Source organism: Aequorivita todarodis (assembly GCF_028561335.1).
GTDB classification, from domain to species: Bacteria; Bacteroidota; Bacteroidia; order Flavobacteriales; family Flavobacteriaceae; genus Aequorivita; species Aequorivita todarodis.
The window spans coordinates 23,054-40,446 of record NZ_JAQQTG010000050.1; the positions used below are offsets into that span (position 1 = coordinate 23,054).

At 39.5% G+C, this 17,393-nt stretch carries 19 protein-coding genes; 7 read left to right on the forward strand and 12 right to left on the reverse strand.

Annotated features, from left to right (window positions below; all coding sequences use genetic code 11):
* Positions 1 to 28: 28 nt before the first annotated feature.
* Positions 29 to 1,153, reverse strand: coding sequence for a Fic family protein (locus POV26_RS13920; RefSeq protein ID WP_272857075.1), 1,125 nt, complete (start codon positions 1,151 to 1,153; stop codon positions 29 to 31).
* Between the two features lie 280 nt (positions 1,154 to 1,433).
* Here POV26_RS13920 and POV26_RS13925 point away from each other — a divergent pair, with 280 nt between their 5' ends.
* From POV26_RS13925 to POV26_RS13935, 3 genes are read left to right on the forward strand one after another with little or no spacing between them, the layout of a single operon-like run.
* Entirely contained in the window at positions 1,434 to 2,222 is a 789-nt protein-coding gene (locus POV26_RS13925; RefSeq protein WP_272857076.1) for a TIGR04255 family protein, read from the forward strand.
* 2 nt (positions 2,223 to 2,224) lie between these two features.
* Positions 2,225 to 2,728 carry a hypothetical protein gene (locus POV26_RS13930; protein WP_272857077.1) on the forward strand — a complete coding sequence of 168 codons (504 nt, stop codon included), beginning with the start codon at positions 2,225 to 2,227 and terminating at the stop codon, positions 2,726 to 2,728.
* Positions 2,729 to 3,283 carry a hypothetical protein gene (locus POV26_RS13935; RefSeq protein ID WP_272857078.1) on the forward strand — a complete coding sequence of 185 codons (555 nt, stop codon included), beginning with the start codon at positions 2,729 to 2,731 and terminating at the stop codon, positions 3,281 to 3,283.
* A gap of 62 nt (positions 3,284 to 3,345) precedes the next feature.
* Here the strand turns inward: POV26_RS13935 and POV26_RS13940 are convergent, their stop codons facing one another.
* The 4 genes from POV26_RS13940 to POV26_RS13955 form a co-directional block, all read right to left on the reverse strand.
* Positions 3,346 to 4,761 carry a flotillin family protein gene (locus POV26_RS13940; protein ID WP_272857079.1) on the reverse strand — a complete coding sequence of 472 codons (1,416 nt, stop codon included), beginning with the start codon at positions 4,759 to 4,761 and terminating at the stop codon, positions 3,346 to 3,348.
* 2 nt (positions 4,762 to 4,763) lie between these two features.
* Positions 4,764 to 5,339, reverse strand: a complete 576-nt coding sequence (locus POV26_RS13945; RefSeq protein WP_272857080.1) for a hypothetical protein — start codon at positions 5,337 to 5,339, stop codon at positions 4,764 to 4,766.
* A gap of 110 nt (positions 5,340 to 5,449) precedes the next feature.
* On the reverse strand, positions 5,450 to 5,965 hold the full coding sequence (locus tag POV26_RS13950) for a DUF6646 family protein (RefSeq protein ID WP_272857166.1): 516 nt from the start codon (positions 5,963 to 5,965) through the stop codon (positions 5,450 to 5,452).
* Between the two features lie 42 nt (positions 5,966 to 6,007).
* Positions 6,008 to 6,862 (reverse strand): cupin-like domain-containing protein, encoded by an 855-nt coding sequence (locus tag POV26_RS13955; protein WP_419180021.1) that lies wholly within the window; start codon positions 6,860 to 6,862, stop codon positions 6,008 to 6,010.
* Positions 6,863 to 7,024: 162 nt separating this feature from the next.
* Between POV26_RS13955 and POV26_RS13960 the strand changes: the two genes are divergently transcribed.
* Together POV26_RS13960 and POV26_RS13965 are read left to right on the forward strand one after the other, a co-directional pair.
* Positions 7,025 to 7,261, forward strand: coding sequence for a type II toxin-antitoxin system ParD family antitoxin (locus tag POV26_RS13960; protein ID WP_045081386.1), 237 nt, complete (start codon positions 7,025 to 7,027; stop codon positions 7,259 to 7,261).
* Positions 7,254 to 7,562, forward strand: a complete 309-nt coding sequence (locus POV26_RS13965) for a type II toxin-antitoxin system RelE/ParE family toxin (RefSeq protein ID WP_272857081.1) — start codon at positions 7,254 to 7,256, stop codon at positions 7,560 to 7,562. The genes POV26_RS13960 and POV26_RS13965 overlap by 8 nt, the downstream gene beginning before the upstream one ends.
* 95 nt (positions 7,563 to 7,657) lie before the next feature.
* Here the strand turns inward: POV26_RS13965 and POV26_RS13970 are convergent, their stop codons facing one another.
* The 7 genes from POV26_RS13970 to POV26_RS14000 form a co-directional block, all read right to left on the reverse strand.
* Entirely contained in the window at positions 7,658 to 7,933 is a 276-nt protein-coding gene (locus tag POV26_RS13970; protein WP_272857082.1) for a FoF1 ATP synthase subunit delta/epsilon, read from the reverse strand.
* Positions 7,934 to 8,027: 94 nt separating this feature from the next.
* A complete protein-coding gene (gene atpD, locus POV26_RS13975; RefSeq protein WP_272857083.1) occupies positions 8,028 to 9,533 on the reverse strand; it encodes a F0F1 ATP synthase subunit beta in 1,506 nt (501 codons plus the stop codon).
* 242 nt (positions 9,534 to 9,775) lie between these two features.
* Positions 9,776 to 10,672 (reverse strand): aminotransferase class IV, encoded by an 897-nt coding sequence (locus POV26_RS13980; protein ID WP_272857084.1) that lies wholly within the window; start codon positions 10,670 to 10,672, stop codon positions 9,776 to 9,778.
* Between the two features lie 119 nt (positions 10,673 to 10,791).
* Entirely contained in the window at positions 10,792 to 11,508 is a 717-nt protein-coding gene (locus POV26_RS13985) for a sulfotransferase-like domain-containing protein (RefSeq protein WP_272857085.1), read from the reverse strand.
* A 157-nt stretch (positions 11,509 to 11,665) separates the two neighbouring features.
* A complete protein-coding gene (gene glmS, locus POV26_RS13990) occupies positions 11,666 to 13,513 on the reverse strand; it encodes a glutamine--fructose-6-phosphate transaminase (isomerizing) (RefSeq protein ID WP_272857086.1) in 1,848 nt (615 codons plus the stop codon).
* A 9-nt stretch (positions 13,514 to 13,522) separates the two neighbouring features.
* The gene (locus POV26_RS13995; protein ID WP_272857087.1) at positions 13,523 to 15,070 is read right to left on the reverse strand and encodes a BamH family beta-barrel-assembly machinery protein; all 1,548 of its coding nucleotides are present in this window, start codon (positions 15,068 to 15,070) and stop codon (positions 13,523 to 13,525) included.
* 152 nt (positions 15,071 to 15,222) lie between these two features.
* Entirely contained in the window at positions 15,223 to 16,032 is an 810-nt protein-coding gene (locus tag POV26_RS14000) for a glycogen/starch synthase (RefSeq protein WP_272857088.1), read from the reverse strand.
* 129 nt (positions 16,033 to 16,161) lie between these two features.
* On the opposite strand from POV26_RS14000, the gene panC reads away from it, so the two are divergent.
* Both panC and panD read left to right on the forward strand, forming a co-directional pair.
* On the forward strand, positions 16,162 to 17,007 hold the full coding sequence (gene panC / locus POV26_RS14005) for a pantoate--beta-alanine ligase (RefSeq protein ID WP_272857089.1): 846 nt from the start codon (positions 16,162 to 16,164) through the stop codon (positions 17,005 to 17,007).
* A gap of 12 nt (positions 17,008 to 17,019) precedes the next feature.
* Positions 17,020 to 17,370 (forward strand): aspartate 1-decarboxylase, encoded by a 351-nt coding sequence (gene panD, locus POV26_RS14010; protein WP_272857090.1) that lies wholly within the window; start codon positions 17,020 to 17,022, stop codon positions 17,368 to 17,370.
* The last annotated feature ends 23 nt before the right edge of the window (positions 17,371 to 17,393 follow it).

The following is a 17,393-nucleotide window of genomic DNA, read 5'->3' on the forward strand; positions in this document are numbered from 1 at the left end:
CCAAAAGCAATAATGGAGAGATTGCATATTAATTGAATATTTTCACATACTCAGGAAACCAGTATTGTTTACCGCGTTTAGCGCCAGTTAACTCTTTAATAATTTCCAGTTGCTCAAGTTCTAATATCAATTTATATACTGATGGCATCGATAAATTTGTTATTGTTTGGACTTTTTGGGCATCAACCAAAGGATGTTTGTACATATGGTTTATCACGTTTCTTCCATTATTCATCCTGCTTCCTAATTTTTGAAGCTTTTCATCTACGTCTTTTTGCAGTTTTAAAATTTGATCAAATGTTTCGATGCCACTTTTAGCTGTTTCAATTACCCCTACAAGGAAGAATTTAAACCATTGCTGTATATCGTTTTTCTCCCTAACTTTTGTCAAGTTATCATAATATAGAGTCCTGTTTCGTTCGAAGAAATCGGATAAATATAAAATTGGTTTTTTCAATATTTTTTTTTCTACCAAATATAAGGTTATCATCAACCTGCCAACCCTTCCGTTACCATCTAAAAACGGATGTATGGTTTCAAACTGATAATGAATAAGGGCAATCTTTAATAAGTCTGGAAAAATAACTTCTTGATTGTGTGCGAAATTTTCCAAATCGCCCATTAATTCATTTATTTCAGATTTATTTGGAGGAATGAACACAGCATCTGAAATTGATGCGCCACCAATCCAATTTTGGCTACTTCTAAATTCACCAGGTATTTTATGTTTACCACGAACTCCTTGAAGTAGGATTTTATGCGTTTGTTTTATTAATCTTGAGGAAAATGGAATTTCCTCTAACCTTTTAATAGCCGTGTTTAAAGCTTCAATATAATTTTGTACTTCTTCCCAATCATCGCGCTTCTCTTCAGCAATATCTATTTTCTTTTGTAACGCTTCAGCGATGTTCGTTTTGGTTCCTTCTATTTTGCTCGATTGTGTAGCTTCCTTTAAAACGTGCATACTGATAAATAAGTCAATATTCGGAATGTAGTCAGAATACATATCCAACCTCCCTAATTGTCTATCTGCTTTACTTAATAAACTAATAACCTCTATATCATCAAGTGACCATTGTCTATTAATTTTTTCAGGAAGAAAACTTTTAAAGCTACCTTGACTTATATATGTACCGGAATTAAAGTTTTTCATCTTGTTTTTAGTCAAAGATAGTTCTTATTTAAGAAAATATCAAAAAAATTAATTAACGTAGAATGTTATTTAAATAAATTCGCTAAAATTAAATTAGAAGAGTGGAAAAGTGAGTGGGATTTTTAAATGAGATTTTGCTTGGGCACGAGTTGCAAACTCGCGCCAGTGGGGTTGGCAAATCGTTTTTTTTAGCGTTATTGCTTTCTTAAAACTTGATTAATATTTTAACTAAATTCAAATAAAAACCTACATTTGTAAATAAAACCATTTTTAAAATTAAATGTTAGAATTTTTAAAGCCTATTTCTGAAAATCATTCGATTAGTAGAGCTGTAGCGTCAGTATTTATACCACAAGCTTTTTTAAAACCGCAAGATATCTTTGAAAAAATAAAGGAAGTTGAGGGTTTTAAAGGTTATCCTAAAAAAGGATTGTTGAAGGCAACAACCATTAATATTAATAATAACAATTTGGGAATTTCTAATGAACAGATTAGAGGTTTTATATTTGAAAGTTATGACGATAAAGGTTCGATAAATAATGTTTTTAAATTAGAAAACAGTAAAGAAAATCAGTCGATTCTGTCATTAGAGAATAGGAAATATAAGGATTGGGAAACGTTTAAAAATCAGTTAGATTCTGATTTGAATTCGTTTTCTAGTATGAATGATTTCTATGTTGAAGCGATTAGTTTAAATTATAGAGATGAATTTATATGGACTGATAGGAACTCACCTATACCTGTGACTGACATATTTAATATTGATTCAGAGCTTTTAAACAAAAAGTTTTTATCTTCTAAAAATGGAACTTTAGTTTTAATTTCTCAAGGAAATGAGGAAGGTGGTTTTACGTATGAAGAAAAAACTGAAATATCTTTCAATAATGATATTAAAAGAATAATAATTGACCATCAATACGCTCAAAGGTTTGGTGATATAAAATTATTTAGTACCTTAAACGAACATAAGAATTTTAGCTCCCTTTATGATTCAGCACATTTGGAGAACAAAAAAATTCTTAAAGATATATTGACAGTAGATAGTCAGAATTTAATAAAATTAAAGTAATTATGGCATTATTAACTAGTTTGTTTACTTTAAATCCAGAAGTTGAAAAGTTCAGTTTTTTAAATCGAAGCAATATCGAAATGGAAAATATATATCTTGAAGAAGAAGTTGTTGATTTGAAAAATACTTATCACTTTACTGGGATTATAAGTAATGAAAAGGCAGATTTTTTGAAAAGTCAGATTTTAGATTTTTTCAAATCAGCTGATGCAGACGTTAAAATATCTGCGGATGTTCTATCACAATGTTATTCTTTTATTGATAATCTTTATCCTAGTGTTTTGGAACAATTAGAAATTGATGATGTATATAGTACCTCTTATGGAACTGTTGTGTTTGATTGGGAAAAGGATGTGGATAATGTTTTTTCATTAGAAATTGGTGCCAAAGAAATTGGATATTTTATTGAAGTAAACGGAACTGATGATAAACAAGTAGATTCATTAATATTAGATGAATCTGAAAATGAATTATTACAAGATTTATCTAGCTTTTTATCAGTTTAAATGCCCCTACCAATACCAAAAGAAATTGGCGATGATGAAATTTTGGTTCATTTTATTTTCGACCGAAATTTTAAGAACAAAATCATAACAGAGGAAAAGCTAGTTTCCAAAGATATTTTTTTACCAAACAAAGGTGGTGTTTCTTTTCAACGAAATTTTTATTGTGAAGAAAGTAAATGTAAAAATTTTGCAAAAGGTTTTGCAATTGGCAAAGTATATATAGGCTTTATTGTTTTTCGAAAATCACACTTTGAAAAAGTAAAACAAGATTATATACTAAATGAGAGAAATGAATTTAAAGCTGATATTTTTTCGACACCTTTAGATGAAAACTTCGAATATTTACCTAAAGAGACAGAAGTTTTTATAAATACTCCTGGAAATCCTGCGCACGCTGATTTAGTTTATGAAAATCCTGCCTTAAAAGGTAATGAAACCCCTAATACTGCAATTAGGTCGTTCTCGAGAAAGCTATCAAAAGATTGTAAACTTATAATTGATACCAACCCAATGTCTGATTCCTATGATGATATTGAATTCAAGAAGGTTGTCTGAAATGTTTCCCAACATGTGTATATACGTCATGGCGATATCCTAATCTCACATTTTAAATTTCATCATTTCTTCTTCAAACCTTCATCTTTAGCATCTTTACCTCCAGCCTCAACCTTCTTCCCCTTCAAATACTCCGGCAATTCCATACCTGCCATATTGAACATTTCCTGAAGTGGCGGCACAGAACCGTACATTCCCGAAATAAAGTTGGAAGTCGCGGTTTTGCCGTCTTTTGAAGAGCCGTTTTCCCAAACGGTAACTTTGTCGATCTTAATATTTTTAATGGCTTCAGACTGAAGTTTAACCAACTCCGGAAGCTTGTCGGCTATCAATAAAAGCACCGCATCCTTGGAGTTGTTCCCCGCAGCTTTTACAATCCTGTCAAAACCTTCTGCCTGCTTGGTCAAGATTTCAAATATACCTTGTGCCTCAGCCTGTGCCTTGAACAAGATGGCATCTGCTTCCCCTTTGGCCTGGCGCCTTATTTTTTCGGCCACTGCTTCGGCATCTATCTCTACTTTTCGTTTGTCAATTTCTGCAGGAACAATAATATCGGCCAATTGGGTGCTTCGCTCTCTTTCGGCTCGGGTAATCTCGGCTTCCTTTTCAGCTATGTACGATTCTTCCAAAGCTTTCGCAGACTGCACTTTTTCTGCGGCAATGGCCACTCGTTCGGCTTCGGCTTCCCGTTGGCGACGCAACGAATCTGAGTTTGCAACATTGATCTTCGCAATGTTTTCGCCTTCCACGGCCTGGGCGTTTGCAGCAGCTACTTGTGTGCGCTCATCCTGTTTGGCATTTGCCTCGCCGATGGAACCATCCCTATTTTTTTCGGCTACAGATTTACGTGCGGCGTTTATGGCGTGGGCGGCGGCTTCTTTTCCTAAAGCTTCAATATAGCCGGATTCGTCAACAATATCTGTTATGTTTACGTTGATGAGTTTTAAACCTACTTTCTTTAATTCAGATTCAACGCTGTTTGAAATATTGGTCAAAAATTTGTCCCTGTCATTGTTTATTTCTTCAATATCCATCGAAGCCACGACCAAACGCAACTGCCCGAAAATGATTTCCTTTGCAAGTTCCTGAATTTGCTCCAAACCTTGACCCAACAAGCGCTCGGCGGCATTTTGCATAATGCCCGGTTCGGTAGAAATACCGATGGTAAAACGGGAAGGTACGTTTACACGGATGTTTTGCTTACTCAAAGCGTTTATTAGATTCACCTCAATTGAAATGGGCGTGAGGTCAAGATATTCGTAATCCTGGATTACAGGCCAAATGAAGGCTGCTCCCCCGTGAATACATCTTGCGGAATTGCCCGTGCCAACTTTTCCATAAATAACCAGAATTCGGTCTGAGGGACAGCGCTTATATCTTCGTATAAAAGTAATAAGGATGATAAATACAAATAAAATGGCGAACCCGATAGCCAATAAAGGTGCAAAGGATTCTGCTTGAAGTGGTAAAAATGTCATGATTAGGCGGTGTGTTTGTTTACTATTAAAATTCCCGTCCCCGTTACTTGGGCTACGGATACTATATCTCCTTGGTGAAGGTCCGTGGGTTCGTCGGTCAATGCATCAAGTTCGCGCATGCCTCCCTGAATATTTATATGTACTTTTCCAATTCGGGAGCGGTTGGCGCCAATGGTAAGGTAAACTTCCCCAATTTGGTTCATGGCGTTTTCAATTTTTAGGGAGCCGCTGCTGTTCAGTTTTCCCAAATAATAAAACAGCGAGGCCATAATGGCCATCATCAACAGACCACAGATTGTCGAGATTAAAATTGTCATCCCTTTGGAAAGTCCTTCGCCAATACAGGCAATGCCCGACCATCCAAAAAGGGTGAAAAAACCGATTAAATTTTTAAAGGAAAGAAACTGAAAGTGGATTCCCGTATCGCCCTCTATGTCTGAATCTACGTCGCCCGTGTCATCAAACTCACCGCCTACAAAGGTTAAAATTATAAGGACGATAAAAATTGCGGAAGCGATTAAGGCAATGGACCAGTAAACCTTTTCAAAAGGCTCAAATGCTGCAAACCATTCGTTCATTGGTTGGGTGTTAAATTAATCTTGGTAAGATATGAACTTTATGAAAAGGAAGCAATAAGTTGAAAAATTATTATTAAGATATTTTTGTTCGATTAGTAAAAGATAACTTCCTAAATATTGAACGAAGCCCCCAAATTTACGGCGAATTGGTTATGAAGTTTTTCAGCAGGGGTTAAGGTATCTGTGTTGTATTTTGCAAAGGGGACGCTAAATTCCGTAAAGACCCCAAAACCGCTGGTGAAGAAATAACGCACGCCCAAATGCCCGCCAAAGTTTTTCAAACTCACGTAAAGTCCGGGATACACATCAAAATTCGGGTCCACATTTATAACATTACCCAGGTTTGCATTGAAGCGTCCACGGAAATCGAAACGGTCTTTAAATTCCGCAAAGGGTTTTTCATTGCCGTCCAAATCGCGAACTTTATCAATTCCCAAAAGGTAAGTGGAAGCAACGCCGAGCGAAATATTTTCGCCAACGCCAAAATCCAAACTGCCCATAATCCCGGTGCCGTTGTTTTGAAAATTGGCACCCACCTGAAATTTCACATCGCCCGCACCCGAATAGGCCTGCGCAAAGGTGAGTTGAACGAAAAGAAGCGCGAAAATGGTTGCAAATAATTTCATCATTAAAAATTTTAAAAGGAAAGATACTGAATTCTTCAGTAATTATAACGCTTTGTGGGTACGGACAACGGCCTGTTCGTTTTTCCAGTCAATCCATTTTTGGCCTTTCAGCTTTCGCATCAATTGGTCAAAATAGCGCATAAAGGCAATGTTGTAAACCGCCTTCGCCAAGTTTTTGGGATTCCGGGGAATGGCGCGCAGGCTCATGGAAAAACCAGGGGTAATGTAGCGCATATAGTGCCAGTAACCTTCGGGCATATAGAGAATGTTGCCGTGCTCCAAATTTGCGATATACCCTTTGGCTTTTTTCAGGGCAGGCCATTTTTCGTAATCCGGGTGGTTGAAATCTATGTCTTCCCTTGTTATAAGCGAATGCGGGATTTTATATAAATAATCGTTCTGTTTCTGGTCAAAAAGGATCACTTTCTTTTTTCCGTGGAAATGGAAATGGAAGATATTTGCCAAGTCGATGTCGTAGTGCATAAAGGTATAGGAATCCTTTCCGCCGAAGAACAGCATGGGCAAACCTTTCATAAGTTTCAGTCCAAAATCGGGATATTCAAAATCTTTTTGCAGTTGGGGCACTTCCTTTAAAATATTCCAAAGAAAGATTCGGTATTTAGTGGGCTCGGTTTTTAGGAGTTCAATGTAGTCCCGCATCTTCATCTTCGCGTGCGGCTCGTTGAAACCGTCTTTGTGGCTCACGGGGCGGTTGTCATAGAGCGGCACCATTTTATCGCCCGCCACATCGGCCATATAGTCCAGGTTCCATTTGGTAAATGCGGGCCAGTCCTCAATAAACCGTTCAATAATAACCGGTTTTTGGGGCTTAAAATAGTTTTTCAGAAAATCTTCCTTGGTAATGGTCTTTACCCTGTCTATTTGTTGTAGCTGCATAGTTATTTTCAACCCTCAAATTTACAAATCCTGCATAGATTTTAAGACTGATGTTAATATAACTTTAGGTAAAATTAATTTACCTGCCTTCATTTTGCATGTCCATATTTGTCCATTTTGGACATAAATCGTACATTTGGATAAATTTAAAAACAGCAAATCATGAACGTAAGCCTAACAGAAAAACAACGGAAATATATTGATGACAAGGTGGCGTCCGGCGACTATATGAACGCCAGTGAAGTGGTACGGGAAGCGTTGCGCCTTCACGAAATAAACCATCAAAAGCTTGAAAACCTGCGTAAAGAAATACAAAAAGGTATTGATAGTGGGATTAGCCCGTATTCTATGAAAGATATTTTAGAGGAAAAGAAACGGAAGTATAATATAAATGGCTGATTCGCAGAAAGATTTTTATTCCCTTACCTACGATGCAAAAATTGATATTGATGAAATATTCGATTATGGAGAAGCCCGATTTGGATTAGATCAAGCACTTGAATATTTTTTTGGGTTAGAATCACTTTTTGAGCAATTGACTACTTTCCCATTTGAAGGAATTTTGAGAGTTGATATTGGCCATAATATACGAAGTATCCCTTTCGGCTCACATCTCGTGTTTTATTCAGTTACTAAAAATGCTATTCTAATTATCAGGGTTTTGCACCAAAGCCAAAACGTACAGGATTATTTTGAATAAAAACCTTTACGAAAACAAAAATCCCAAACTCCAGATTGCCGCGCAAAGCTCGCAATGGAATTTGGGATTTAAATTTTTTTGGAACTTGCTTCAGCCTAATCTGCCAAAACCATCACACGATTGTTGTTGCACTCAAGGGTCCCACCAGAAATTTGCAGTACCCATTTTCCGTCTTCCTGGGTGAATTTCTTCTGAAAACCTTCCGCAATGGTCGGATTTCCCTTAAACTTCACTTTTCCTTCCTGCAAAACAGATACAATAGGAGCGTGGTTGTTCAGCATTTGGAATTCGCCTTCCACACCCGGAACGGTTATGCTTTCTACTTCTCCAGCTACTAAGGATGCTTCGGGGGTTACTATTTCAAGATACATAGTTTTCTAAAATTACAAATTTCAAGAACCAAATTCCAAAAACCAGGTTTTGGAATTTGGGATTTATTTTTTTGTGATTTTCGAGCTCCGCTCGTTACGCTTCCGCAAGCATTTTCTCACCAGCGGTGATTGCTTCCTCGATGGTTCCTTTTAGGTTGAAGGCTGCTTCTGGAAGGTGGTCCAGTTCGCCATCCATAATCATATTGAAACCTTTGATGGTTTCCTTAATATCAACCAAAACTCCGGGAATACCTGTAAACTGCTCCGCTACGTGGAACGGCTGTGAAAGGAAACGCTGTACACGACGCGCGCGACCTACTGCCAATTTATCGTCTTCGGAAAGTTCCTCCATACCAAGAATTGCGATAATATCCTGCAATTCCTTATAACGCTGTAAAAGCTCTTTTACCCTTTGTGCACAAGCGTAGTGCTCTTTTCCAAGGATTGATTCGGTAAGAATTCTGGAAGTAGAATCCAATGGATCCACCGCCGGATAGATACCAAGCTCGGCAATTTTACGTGAAAGTACGGTTGTAGCATCCAAGTGGGCAAAGGTTGTTGCCGGTGCCGGATCCGTAAGGTCATCCGCAGGTACGTAAACCGCCTGTACCGAAGTAATGGAACCTCTTTTAGTTGAAGTAATACGCTCTTGCATAGCACCCATCTCTGTTGCCAAAGTTGGTTGGTAGCCCACCGCAGAAGGCATACGCCCAAGAAGTGCGGAAACCTCAGAACCTGCTTGCGTAAAACGGAAAATATTATCTACGAAGAAAAGTACGTCTTTCCCTTGTCCTTCGCCAGCTCCATCACGGAAGTACTCAGCAATTGTAAGACCTGAAAGTGCCACACGTGCACGGGCTCCAGGCGGTTCGTTCATCTGTCCGAACACGAAAGTAGCTTTTGATTCTTTCATAGCAGTTTTGTCAACTTTTGAAAGATCCCATCCGCCAGCTTCCATGCTGTGCATAAAGTCATCGCCGTATTTAATAATTCCGGATTCAAGCATTTCGCGAAGCAAGTCGTTCCCTTCACGGGTACGTTCCCCTACACCAGCGAAAACCGAAAGACCACCGTGGCCTTTAGCGATATTGTTAATCAACTCTTGAATAAGTACTGTTTTACCAACACCGGCACCACCAAAAAGACCAATTTTACCACCTTTTGCATAAGGCTCAATAAGGTCGATTACTTTAATACCTGTGAAAAGCACTTCGGTAGAAGTTGAAAGATCTTCAAACTTTGGAGCCTCACGGTGAATTGGAAGCCCATTGTCGCCAGCTTTTGGCAGGTTTCCGATACCGTCGATAGCATCACCGATTACGTTGAAAAGTCGGCCGTAAACATCATCGCCTATTGGCATTTGAATTGGCGCTCCGGTTGCAACTGCATCTACACCGCGGCTCAAACCGTCAGTAGAATCCATGGATATGGTACGAACCATATTTTCACCAATGTGCGATTGAACTTCAAGAACCAAAAGGTTTCCGTTGTTGTTTACCTCCAACGAGTCGTATATTTTTGGAAGTTCCGATCCGCTATCAAACGCAACGTCAACTACCGGGCCAATAATCTGTGCAACTTTTCCTATGCTTTGTGACATGAGTAACTGTTTATTTTATAGTTATCTAAGGGCGAAAAAACCACCCCTGTTTTGAACGGTGCAAAGATAGTTTTTTCTGAATGAAATTTGCAATGGAAATGTTTAAAAAATTTGGGAACTATGTTGGAAAGACCCGACAGGTTTCAAAAACCTGTCAGGTCTTGTAAAATCAAAGCTTTTCGCACAATTCTATAACTTCCTGCGTGAAATCATCTTTGACAAAGTTTAAAACTTTGTCAAAGTTAATCGAGCTTCTCACACAATCCACGAACCTCTTTTTTGAAAAGGGAGATTATTTTTTTCTGAAGTGAATCCTCTTTGGAAACGCTGCGTCCGTCAATTTCAACAACGGGCGTAAGCTCACCCATCGTTCCCGTTGCGAAAACGCCGTCGGCATTATAGAATTGGGAAAGGGTGATGTCTGCTTCGGAAATTTCAATATCATGCTTTTTGCACATTTCAATAACTGAATTGCGAGTTATTCCGGGCAAGCAAGCGTGTGCAAAGGGTGTAAAAACTTTTCCATTTTTCACCAAAAAAAGATTGCTGCCGTTCAGTTCGGCAATAAACCCGCGGTCGTCCAGCATCAATCCGGCGTCTTTTCCGGCAACGTTTGCCTGTATTTTTGCGATAATATTATTTAGTAGATTGTTATGATGGATTTTACTGTCCAAAAACTGAGGCGAGTTTCGGCGTTGGCTGGTGCTTATCACTTTTATGCCGTGATCGTTATCGTAAACAAGTGGTTTCCATTCTGCCAATACGATTAAACAGGAGCCGTTTTGGTTGAGCCGCGGGTCCATGCCGCTGGTTATTTTTTCGCCCCTTGTCAGCGTTAAACGAATGTGCGTGTCATCATTCATCCCGTTGGCATCGAGGGTTTGTTTTATTGCTTTTTTGATAAATTCCTTGGAAGGAATATCCACAAACGCCAGTGTTTTTGCGGATTCTTGCAAACGGGTCAAGTGTTTGTCCAAGCAGACGACGCCTTCGGGATATACGCGCAAACCTTCCCAAACGGCATCGCCGCCCTGTACCGAACTGTCGAAAACCGAAACTTTTGCTTCGCTGCGCGGATAGAGTTTGTCTTTTATAAATACTTGGATGTTGTCGTTTTTGGGATTGGATTTTTGAAGCATTTTTTTGAAGTTGAGAGTTAAGTGTTAAGTGTTAAGTGTTAAGTGTTAAGAGTTAAGAGTTAAGAGTTAAGTGTTAAGAGTTAAGATTTATGAGTTATGGGTTAAAGGTGGTTTATGTTTTAAATTAAAATATTACTTTTTAAAATTTCGTAATAAGGCAAAGCTTCTACCAGCAACGGTTCCAAATGATTTGGCAAAGGTTGCGAGCTGCTTTTTTGCACGGCGAAACCTTCGGAATTGTGCACATTTTTATACCAATGTTTCGCCCAAATGCCATCTTCCGGAATGCCGCCTTTTTTCCACCGGAGCATTTTTTCCGAAAAGGGTATTCCCAATAAATTGCAGAGTTTTTTCAGATAGTTTCCTGGGTTTTTTAAAAGTTCATCGCTATCAATTACAATCGGCGTTTTTCCGTTTTTTTTCAGAAATAGAAAAAGTTCCGAAGCTTTTTTGATGCCGATATCGTTTAAAGTAGGGGTGTGGATTACTTTTGAGAAGGAAGCAATCAACTTTTTTGGATGCCGAATCAATATCACATTTTCCCAATTCAAAATAAAATTTGGCGAATCGGTTAAATAATGGTGCGCCATTCCTTTTACGAAAACGTTTTTCTTGTTTGAAAGTGAATTGATGTTTTCAATTACCTTTTTTTCGTTCAGTTCCATCGTTTGAAGGATTTCCTTTTGGGAGGGATGCTCGATTTCCAAGGAAGCATTTTGAAGGTAATAGCCGTAGAAAGGTTCGTCCAAAACCGTCATATCCTCGCGTTGGGCGAAGGAATACATTAGCGCCGTTGATAGATTTCGGGGGCCGGAAATGAGGTTGATGACTTTCACATCAATAAAAGTATCATTTTAATTTGAATCAGGACTTAAGGGAAGCAAGAAACAGGATTAAAATGAAACAGGACTTAAGGGAACCAAGAAACAGGACTTTTTGAAACAGGACGGTTTGACCACCGAAGTTTTGGAACCTGAAACGTGGAACTTGAAACTACTCGACGGTAACCGACTTTGCCAAATTACGAGGCTGATCTACGTTACGGCCAAGCATCACGGCAATGTGGTACGAAAGCAATTGCAGTGGAATGGTGGTTACCAATGGCGACAGAGCTTCCGGGGTATGCGGCACTTCCATTACATAATCTGCCATTTCCCTAACGGCGGTATCGCCTTTGGAAACAACAGCTATAATTTTTCCTTTCCGAGCTTTAATTTCCTGAATGTTGCTTACCACTTTATCGTAATGGTCGCTTTTTATGGCGATGACCACCACGGGCATATATTCATCGATCAATGCGATGGGGCCGTGTTTCATTTCGGCGGCGGGATAGCCTTCGGCATGTATGTATGAAATTTCCTTTAGCTTCAAGGCACCTTCCAAAGCTACCGGGAAATTGTAGCCTCTTCCCAAATATAGGAAATTGCGCACATTCTTAAAAACGGCAGCTATTTCTTTAATCTTGTCCTCGGTCTTCAAAGCTTCTTCCACGTGTTTTGGTATAAGCTCCAATTCACGCAAATACAGCATGAAATCACTTTGGCTAATTGTTCCTTTCGCTTTTGCCAACCGAAGGGCCACCATTGCCAAAACGGTAATCTGTGTAGTAAAAGCTTTGGTGGAGGCCACGCCAATTTCCGGCCCGGCATGGGTATAGGTGCCGCTATGGGTTTCCCTTGAAATAGTGGAACCAACAACGTTGCAAACGCCATAGACGAATGCGCCTTTCGATTTTGCAAGTTTTATTGCGGCCAGTGTATCTGCGGTTTCACCACTTTGTGAAATAGCAATAACCACATCATTCTCTGAAATAATTGGGTTTCGGTAACGGAATTCGGAAGCGTATTCCACTTCCACGGGAATGCGCACCAAATCCTCAAAAATATATTCGGCCACCAGCCCAGCGTGCCACGAAGTTCCACAGGCAACGATAATAATACGGTCTGCGTTTATGAATTTTTCAATATAGTCCTCAAGTCCGCCAAGCCTAACTATGCCTTTATCGGCGAGCAGTCTTCCGCGATAGGTGTCTTTTATTACGGCGGGCTGTTCGTGGATTTCCTTCAACATAAAGTGGTCATAGCCCCCTTTTTCAATTTGTTCCAGATTTAGCTGAAGCTCTTGAATGTAGGGAGCCACCAACTTGTCATCCTTAATTTTTCGAACCTTTACATCGCGGCCCAAACGAATAATGGCCATTTCCTCATCTTCAAGATAAATGGCGTTGTTCGTAAATTCAATAAAAGGCGAAGCATCGCTGGCAACAAAGAATTCGTCTTCGCCAATACCGATTGCCAAAGGACTTCCTAATTTGGCCACAACAATTTCATCGGGTTTTTTTCTGTCGAAAAGCGCGATGGCATAAGCGCCCACCACTTGGTTCAGGGCAATTTGAACTGCTTTGCCAAGTTTTACTTTTTCGTTTATTTGAATGTCTTCAATAAGGTTTACCAGTACTTCTGAGTCTGTTTCAGATTTAAAGGTGTAGCCTCTTTTTATCAATTCTTTTTTGAGGGAATCGTAATTTTCAATAATTCCGTTGTGGATAATTACCAGATCGCCACTGTTGGAGTAGTGTGGGTGGCTGTTCACGTCGTTGGGAACCCCATGGGTTGCCCAGCGGGTGTGGCCAATGCCGAGGTTTCCTTTGCGTGAAATTTCCTTTTCGGCTTTATCCTCAAGATTTGCAACCTTGCCTTTTGTTTTGCAAAGTTGAATATCGGTTCCGTCAAAAAGTGCAATTCCGGCACTGTCATAGCCTCTGTACTCCAAACGTTTCAAGCCGTTCAGAATGATTGGGTATGCTTCTCTTTTGCCTATATAGCCTACAATTCCACACATAAGCGGGGTTTATTTGGGTTCAGTATAATAAATCTGGAGTTTTAATCTTTTCTCTGGGTTTGCGGCTGCATTTCCGTAAAGAATAGTTCCTTCGGGCGAAACAACGGCACCGGATGGAATCTGTTCAATATTAGGCTCCATTGGATTTTGAAGCTTTTGGGTCGTGCGGATTGCAACGTTTTGTGAAACCACAATTCCCAGCGGCACATTGGTACTGTCTTTATTTATAAGGTTACTGATGTGGCTGGTAATTTTCATTTTATAATATTTGCCATTGCCGTCGCTGCCTCTTTGCAATTTGCCAAAGTGATTGGAAAATGCATCAACAGGATCCAGACCATTTGTAGGGTCAAGCAGATAATCTGCCAAAACGTTACTGTTCTTAAGGTCGTATATCATAATTCTTTCCGGCTCGGTGGCGCCACCAACCATCAAGTCCTGGTTTACATAAAAGATGAGATTGGCTTCATTAATGATCCATTTTTTATCGCGAAGCTCTTGAAGTTCATCGGCCACGCCGTTGTTGTCAAGATCTTTTCCGAAGAGTTCTACCACCGAAATGATACCGTCGCCGCCCCGCAAATAAAGGTTTTCCTCCCCAGTTTCTATATTGGGATTCTCCAGGGCAGTTTGTATTTGTGGCGACAGCTCGTTCTGGAAAGTATTCACGGCAATACCTCCAAAATTCAATTTGAAGACTTTGTTCTTTCTTTCCTCTGGATTGTTTTCATCATCAACGGAGTAAAATATTGAAACATACGCTTTGGCTTTATCAAAGATGAACAGGCTTCCGTTGTTTGATGGGGAATTTACCTCAAAATAAAGCCCTCTTAAATAATTTTTGAAGTTATTGTTGTTGCGCAACTCCTCTGTTCCCTGCATGTTGATAATATTCTTCCTGAAAAAAGCGGTATCCAGCTTCACTCGCAACCCAGGGCCCAGTTTTTCTTCATCATCTTCGCCCTTTCTTAAAATGAAACCTTTGTCGTTTGGCACAAAATTTTCAACAGCGCCCAATTGGATGTCTAAATTTTGCTCAAAAGTCTGGCCCTGATCGGTGTAATAATTTTGAAGTTCCTGAAATCCAGTATTTGGGTCATATTCTCTTAAAAAATAATTGGACTTAAAGATCTTAACGTTTATAGGCGAACTGCCATAGATTGAATCCAGCTCGTACGTGGTTGTACTATCCACTGTGGTTGCGGTACTGAAGAAAGGCAAGTACACAAAAACACTGTCCACTTTTGCGGTTGTAGTGTCGCCAAAGGTTGGATTGCTCAGTTCCAAAGTGAGTTGCGAGAGTAAATTTATGGTCGATTTTCCATAAACAGGATCGTTATATACCCCAAGCTGGTAGGCCGGCAATCTGTTGCTCTGCACGGGTCCAAGCTTTCTGCTGTACGAAACGACTGTTTGTGAATCGTCTAAAATTCCGTTTGGGGTTTCATCTCCCAAAATCTCGGAACCAATGGCGCTAACGTCTTCTTGGCAAGAGGACAATGCGATAATCAGGAATACAATAGTGCCTGCTATTGGCAACAAATTTTTAATTTTCATCTGCAAGTAATATTTGATAGGTGGGAAGATGCAACGCCCGAATTATTGATTTCCGTTATTTTGCGATTTGTTAGGGGGCATTTCATTCCGTTTTTAAATGTTTTTTTTGATGAAATTTTACCGACAAATTTCATCCCGTACTATTGAAGAATTTATTTTAAAACTTTACCGCTGTAAAAATCTAAATACGCCTGCGAAAAATTTTCCATATTATGATATTTTAACACTGGTTTGTCCAAAGTGTTAAGATATTCCTCCAGCTCTTTCGGTATTTCTTCAGACCCAAGGATAATAGCATCAGAGTTTTTTACGGCAATCTTCATAAGGTTTACATAGCTTGGTTCTTCAAGTTCTGCTATGGCCTCGTCCTCTATGGCGTCAAACCTCACTTTATCGATGGTGTTTTTAGCTAACGTTCCTTCGAAACCTTGATTGTAGATTGAAGTAACTATTTTGCTGTTTTCAAAAAGCGGTTCGTTTCCATAATAATTCCGCAGATATAAAGGTAAAAATGAAGCCATCCACCCGTGAACGTGGATAATATCTGGGGCCCAGTTCAATTTTTTTACGGTTTCAATAACGCCTTTGGCAAAGAAAATGGCGCGTTCATCATTGTCTTTATAAAAATTGCCGTCTTCATCTGCATAGGTCGCCTTTCGCTTAAAGTAATCTTCGTTATCAATAAAATAAACCTGGATACGCTCTTTTGGGATAGAGGCAACCTTGATTATTAAAGGCATATCTAAATCGTTGATCACCAAATTCATTCCGGAAAGGCGGATCACTTCGTGCAATTGGTGCCTTCTTTCGTTAATGTTGCCATAGCGCGGCATAAAAATCCGTATTTGGCCGCCATTGTTGTTGATCATGCGTGGAGCTTCAAACGACATTGAAGAAATCTCGGTCTCGGGAAGGTAGGGTATTACTTCGGAAGACACATACAAGACTCTTTTATCTTTCATCTATAGGGTTTTAGGTGTTAATTCTAACATCGCCCCAAACCATCGGGGGGATTAAAAACACGCAAAATTACGAAAATTTATGTAGATTGTCTTTAATATATTAATTTTGCCCGCTCTTAACCCGATTTTATGGTGATATATACCCAGAAAGAAACATTGGTGCAGGCCTTGTCTTCCACTTCAAAAAATGACAAAATAGGTTTTGTGCCAACGATGGGGGCATTGCATCAGGGGCATATTTCATTGGTAAAGAAAGCGTTAAGTGAAAACGATTTGGTCGTAGTCAGTATATTTGTAAACCCGACCCAGTTCAACAACAAGGCAGATCTTCAAAAGTATCCTCGCACTCCGAACGATGATATTTCTCTCTTGAAAAATTTGGAAGAAGAAATAATCGTGTATCTGCCAGAGGTTTCAGATTTGTATGACACTTCAGTTTCTGCAAAAAAATACAATTTTGGGGGTCTTGAAAACGAGATGGAAGGCAAGCACCGAAATGGACATTTTGACGGGGTGGGCACCATTGTAAGCAAACTTTTAAGAATCGTGAAACCAAACACTGCCTATTTTGGCGAAAAGGATTTTCAGCAATTGCAGATTGTGAAGAAATTGGTTTCAATAGAAAAACTTCCCGTAAAAATTGTAGGGTGTCCCATCTTACGGGAGCAAAACGGACTTGCAATGAGTTCGCGCAACAAACGACTAAGCGCAAAACTATTTGAAGAAGCCGCACTTATCTATAAAACATTAAAAGAGGTCAGGGAAAAATTCAGCTCCAAATCCATTGCAGAATTGAATGCTTTGGTTGCGGAACGGTTTTTGCAAAACCCCCACTTGAATTTGGAATATTTTGAAATTGCCGAAGAAAAAACCCTCAAAACCGCTAAACGAAAAAACAAAGGCTCAAAATACCGGGCTTTTATCGCAGCATTTGCGGGTGAAGTGCGGCTAATAGATAATATGCCTTTAAATTAATACCTTTGCACCATGCAAATACACGTAGTAAAATCTAAAATCCATAGGGTAAAAGTTACCGGTGCCGATCTAAATTACATCGGCAGCATCACTATTGACGAAGATTTAATGGATGCCGCCAACATCATTGAAGGCGAAAAAGTCCAAATTGTAAACAACAACAACGGCGAACGCCTTGAAACCTACGCCATTCCCGGGCCGCGAAACAGTGGCGAAATTACATTGAACGGTGCCGCCGCAAGACGCGTAGCTCCGGGCGATGTGCTTATACTTATTACCTATGCGCTGATGGAATTGGAAGAAGCCAAAGCCTTCAAGCCCGCGATGGTTTTCCCAGACGAGGAAACAAACCTACTCCGTTAAATTGAGCCGCTCCCTTTCAAAAT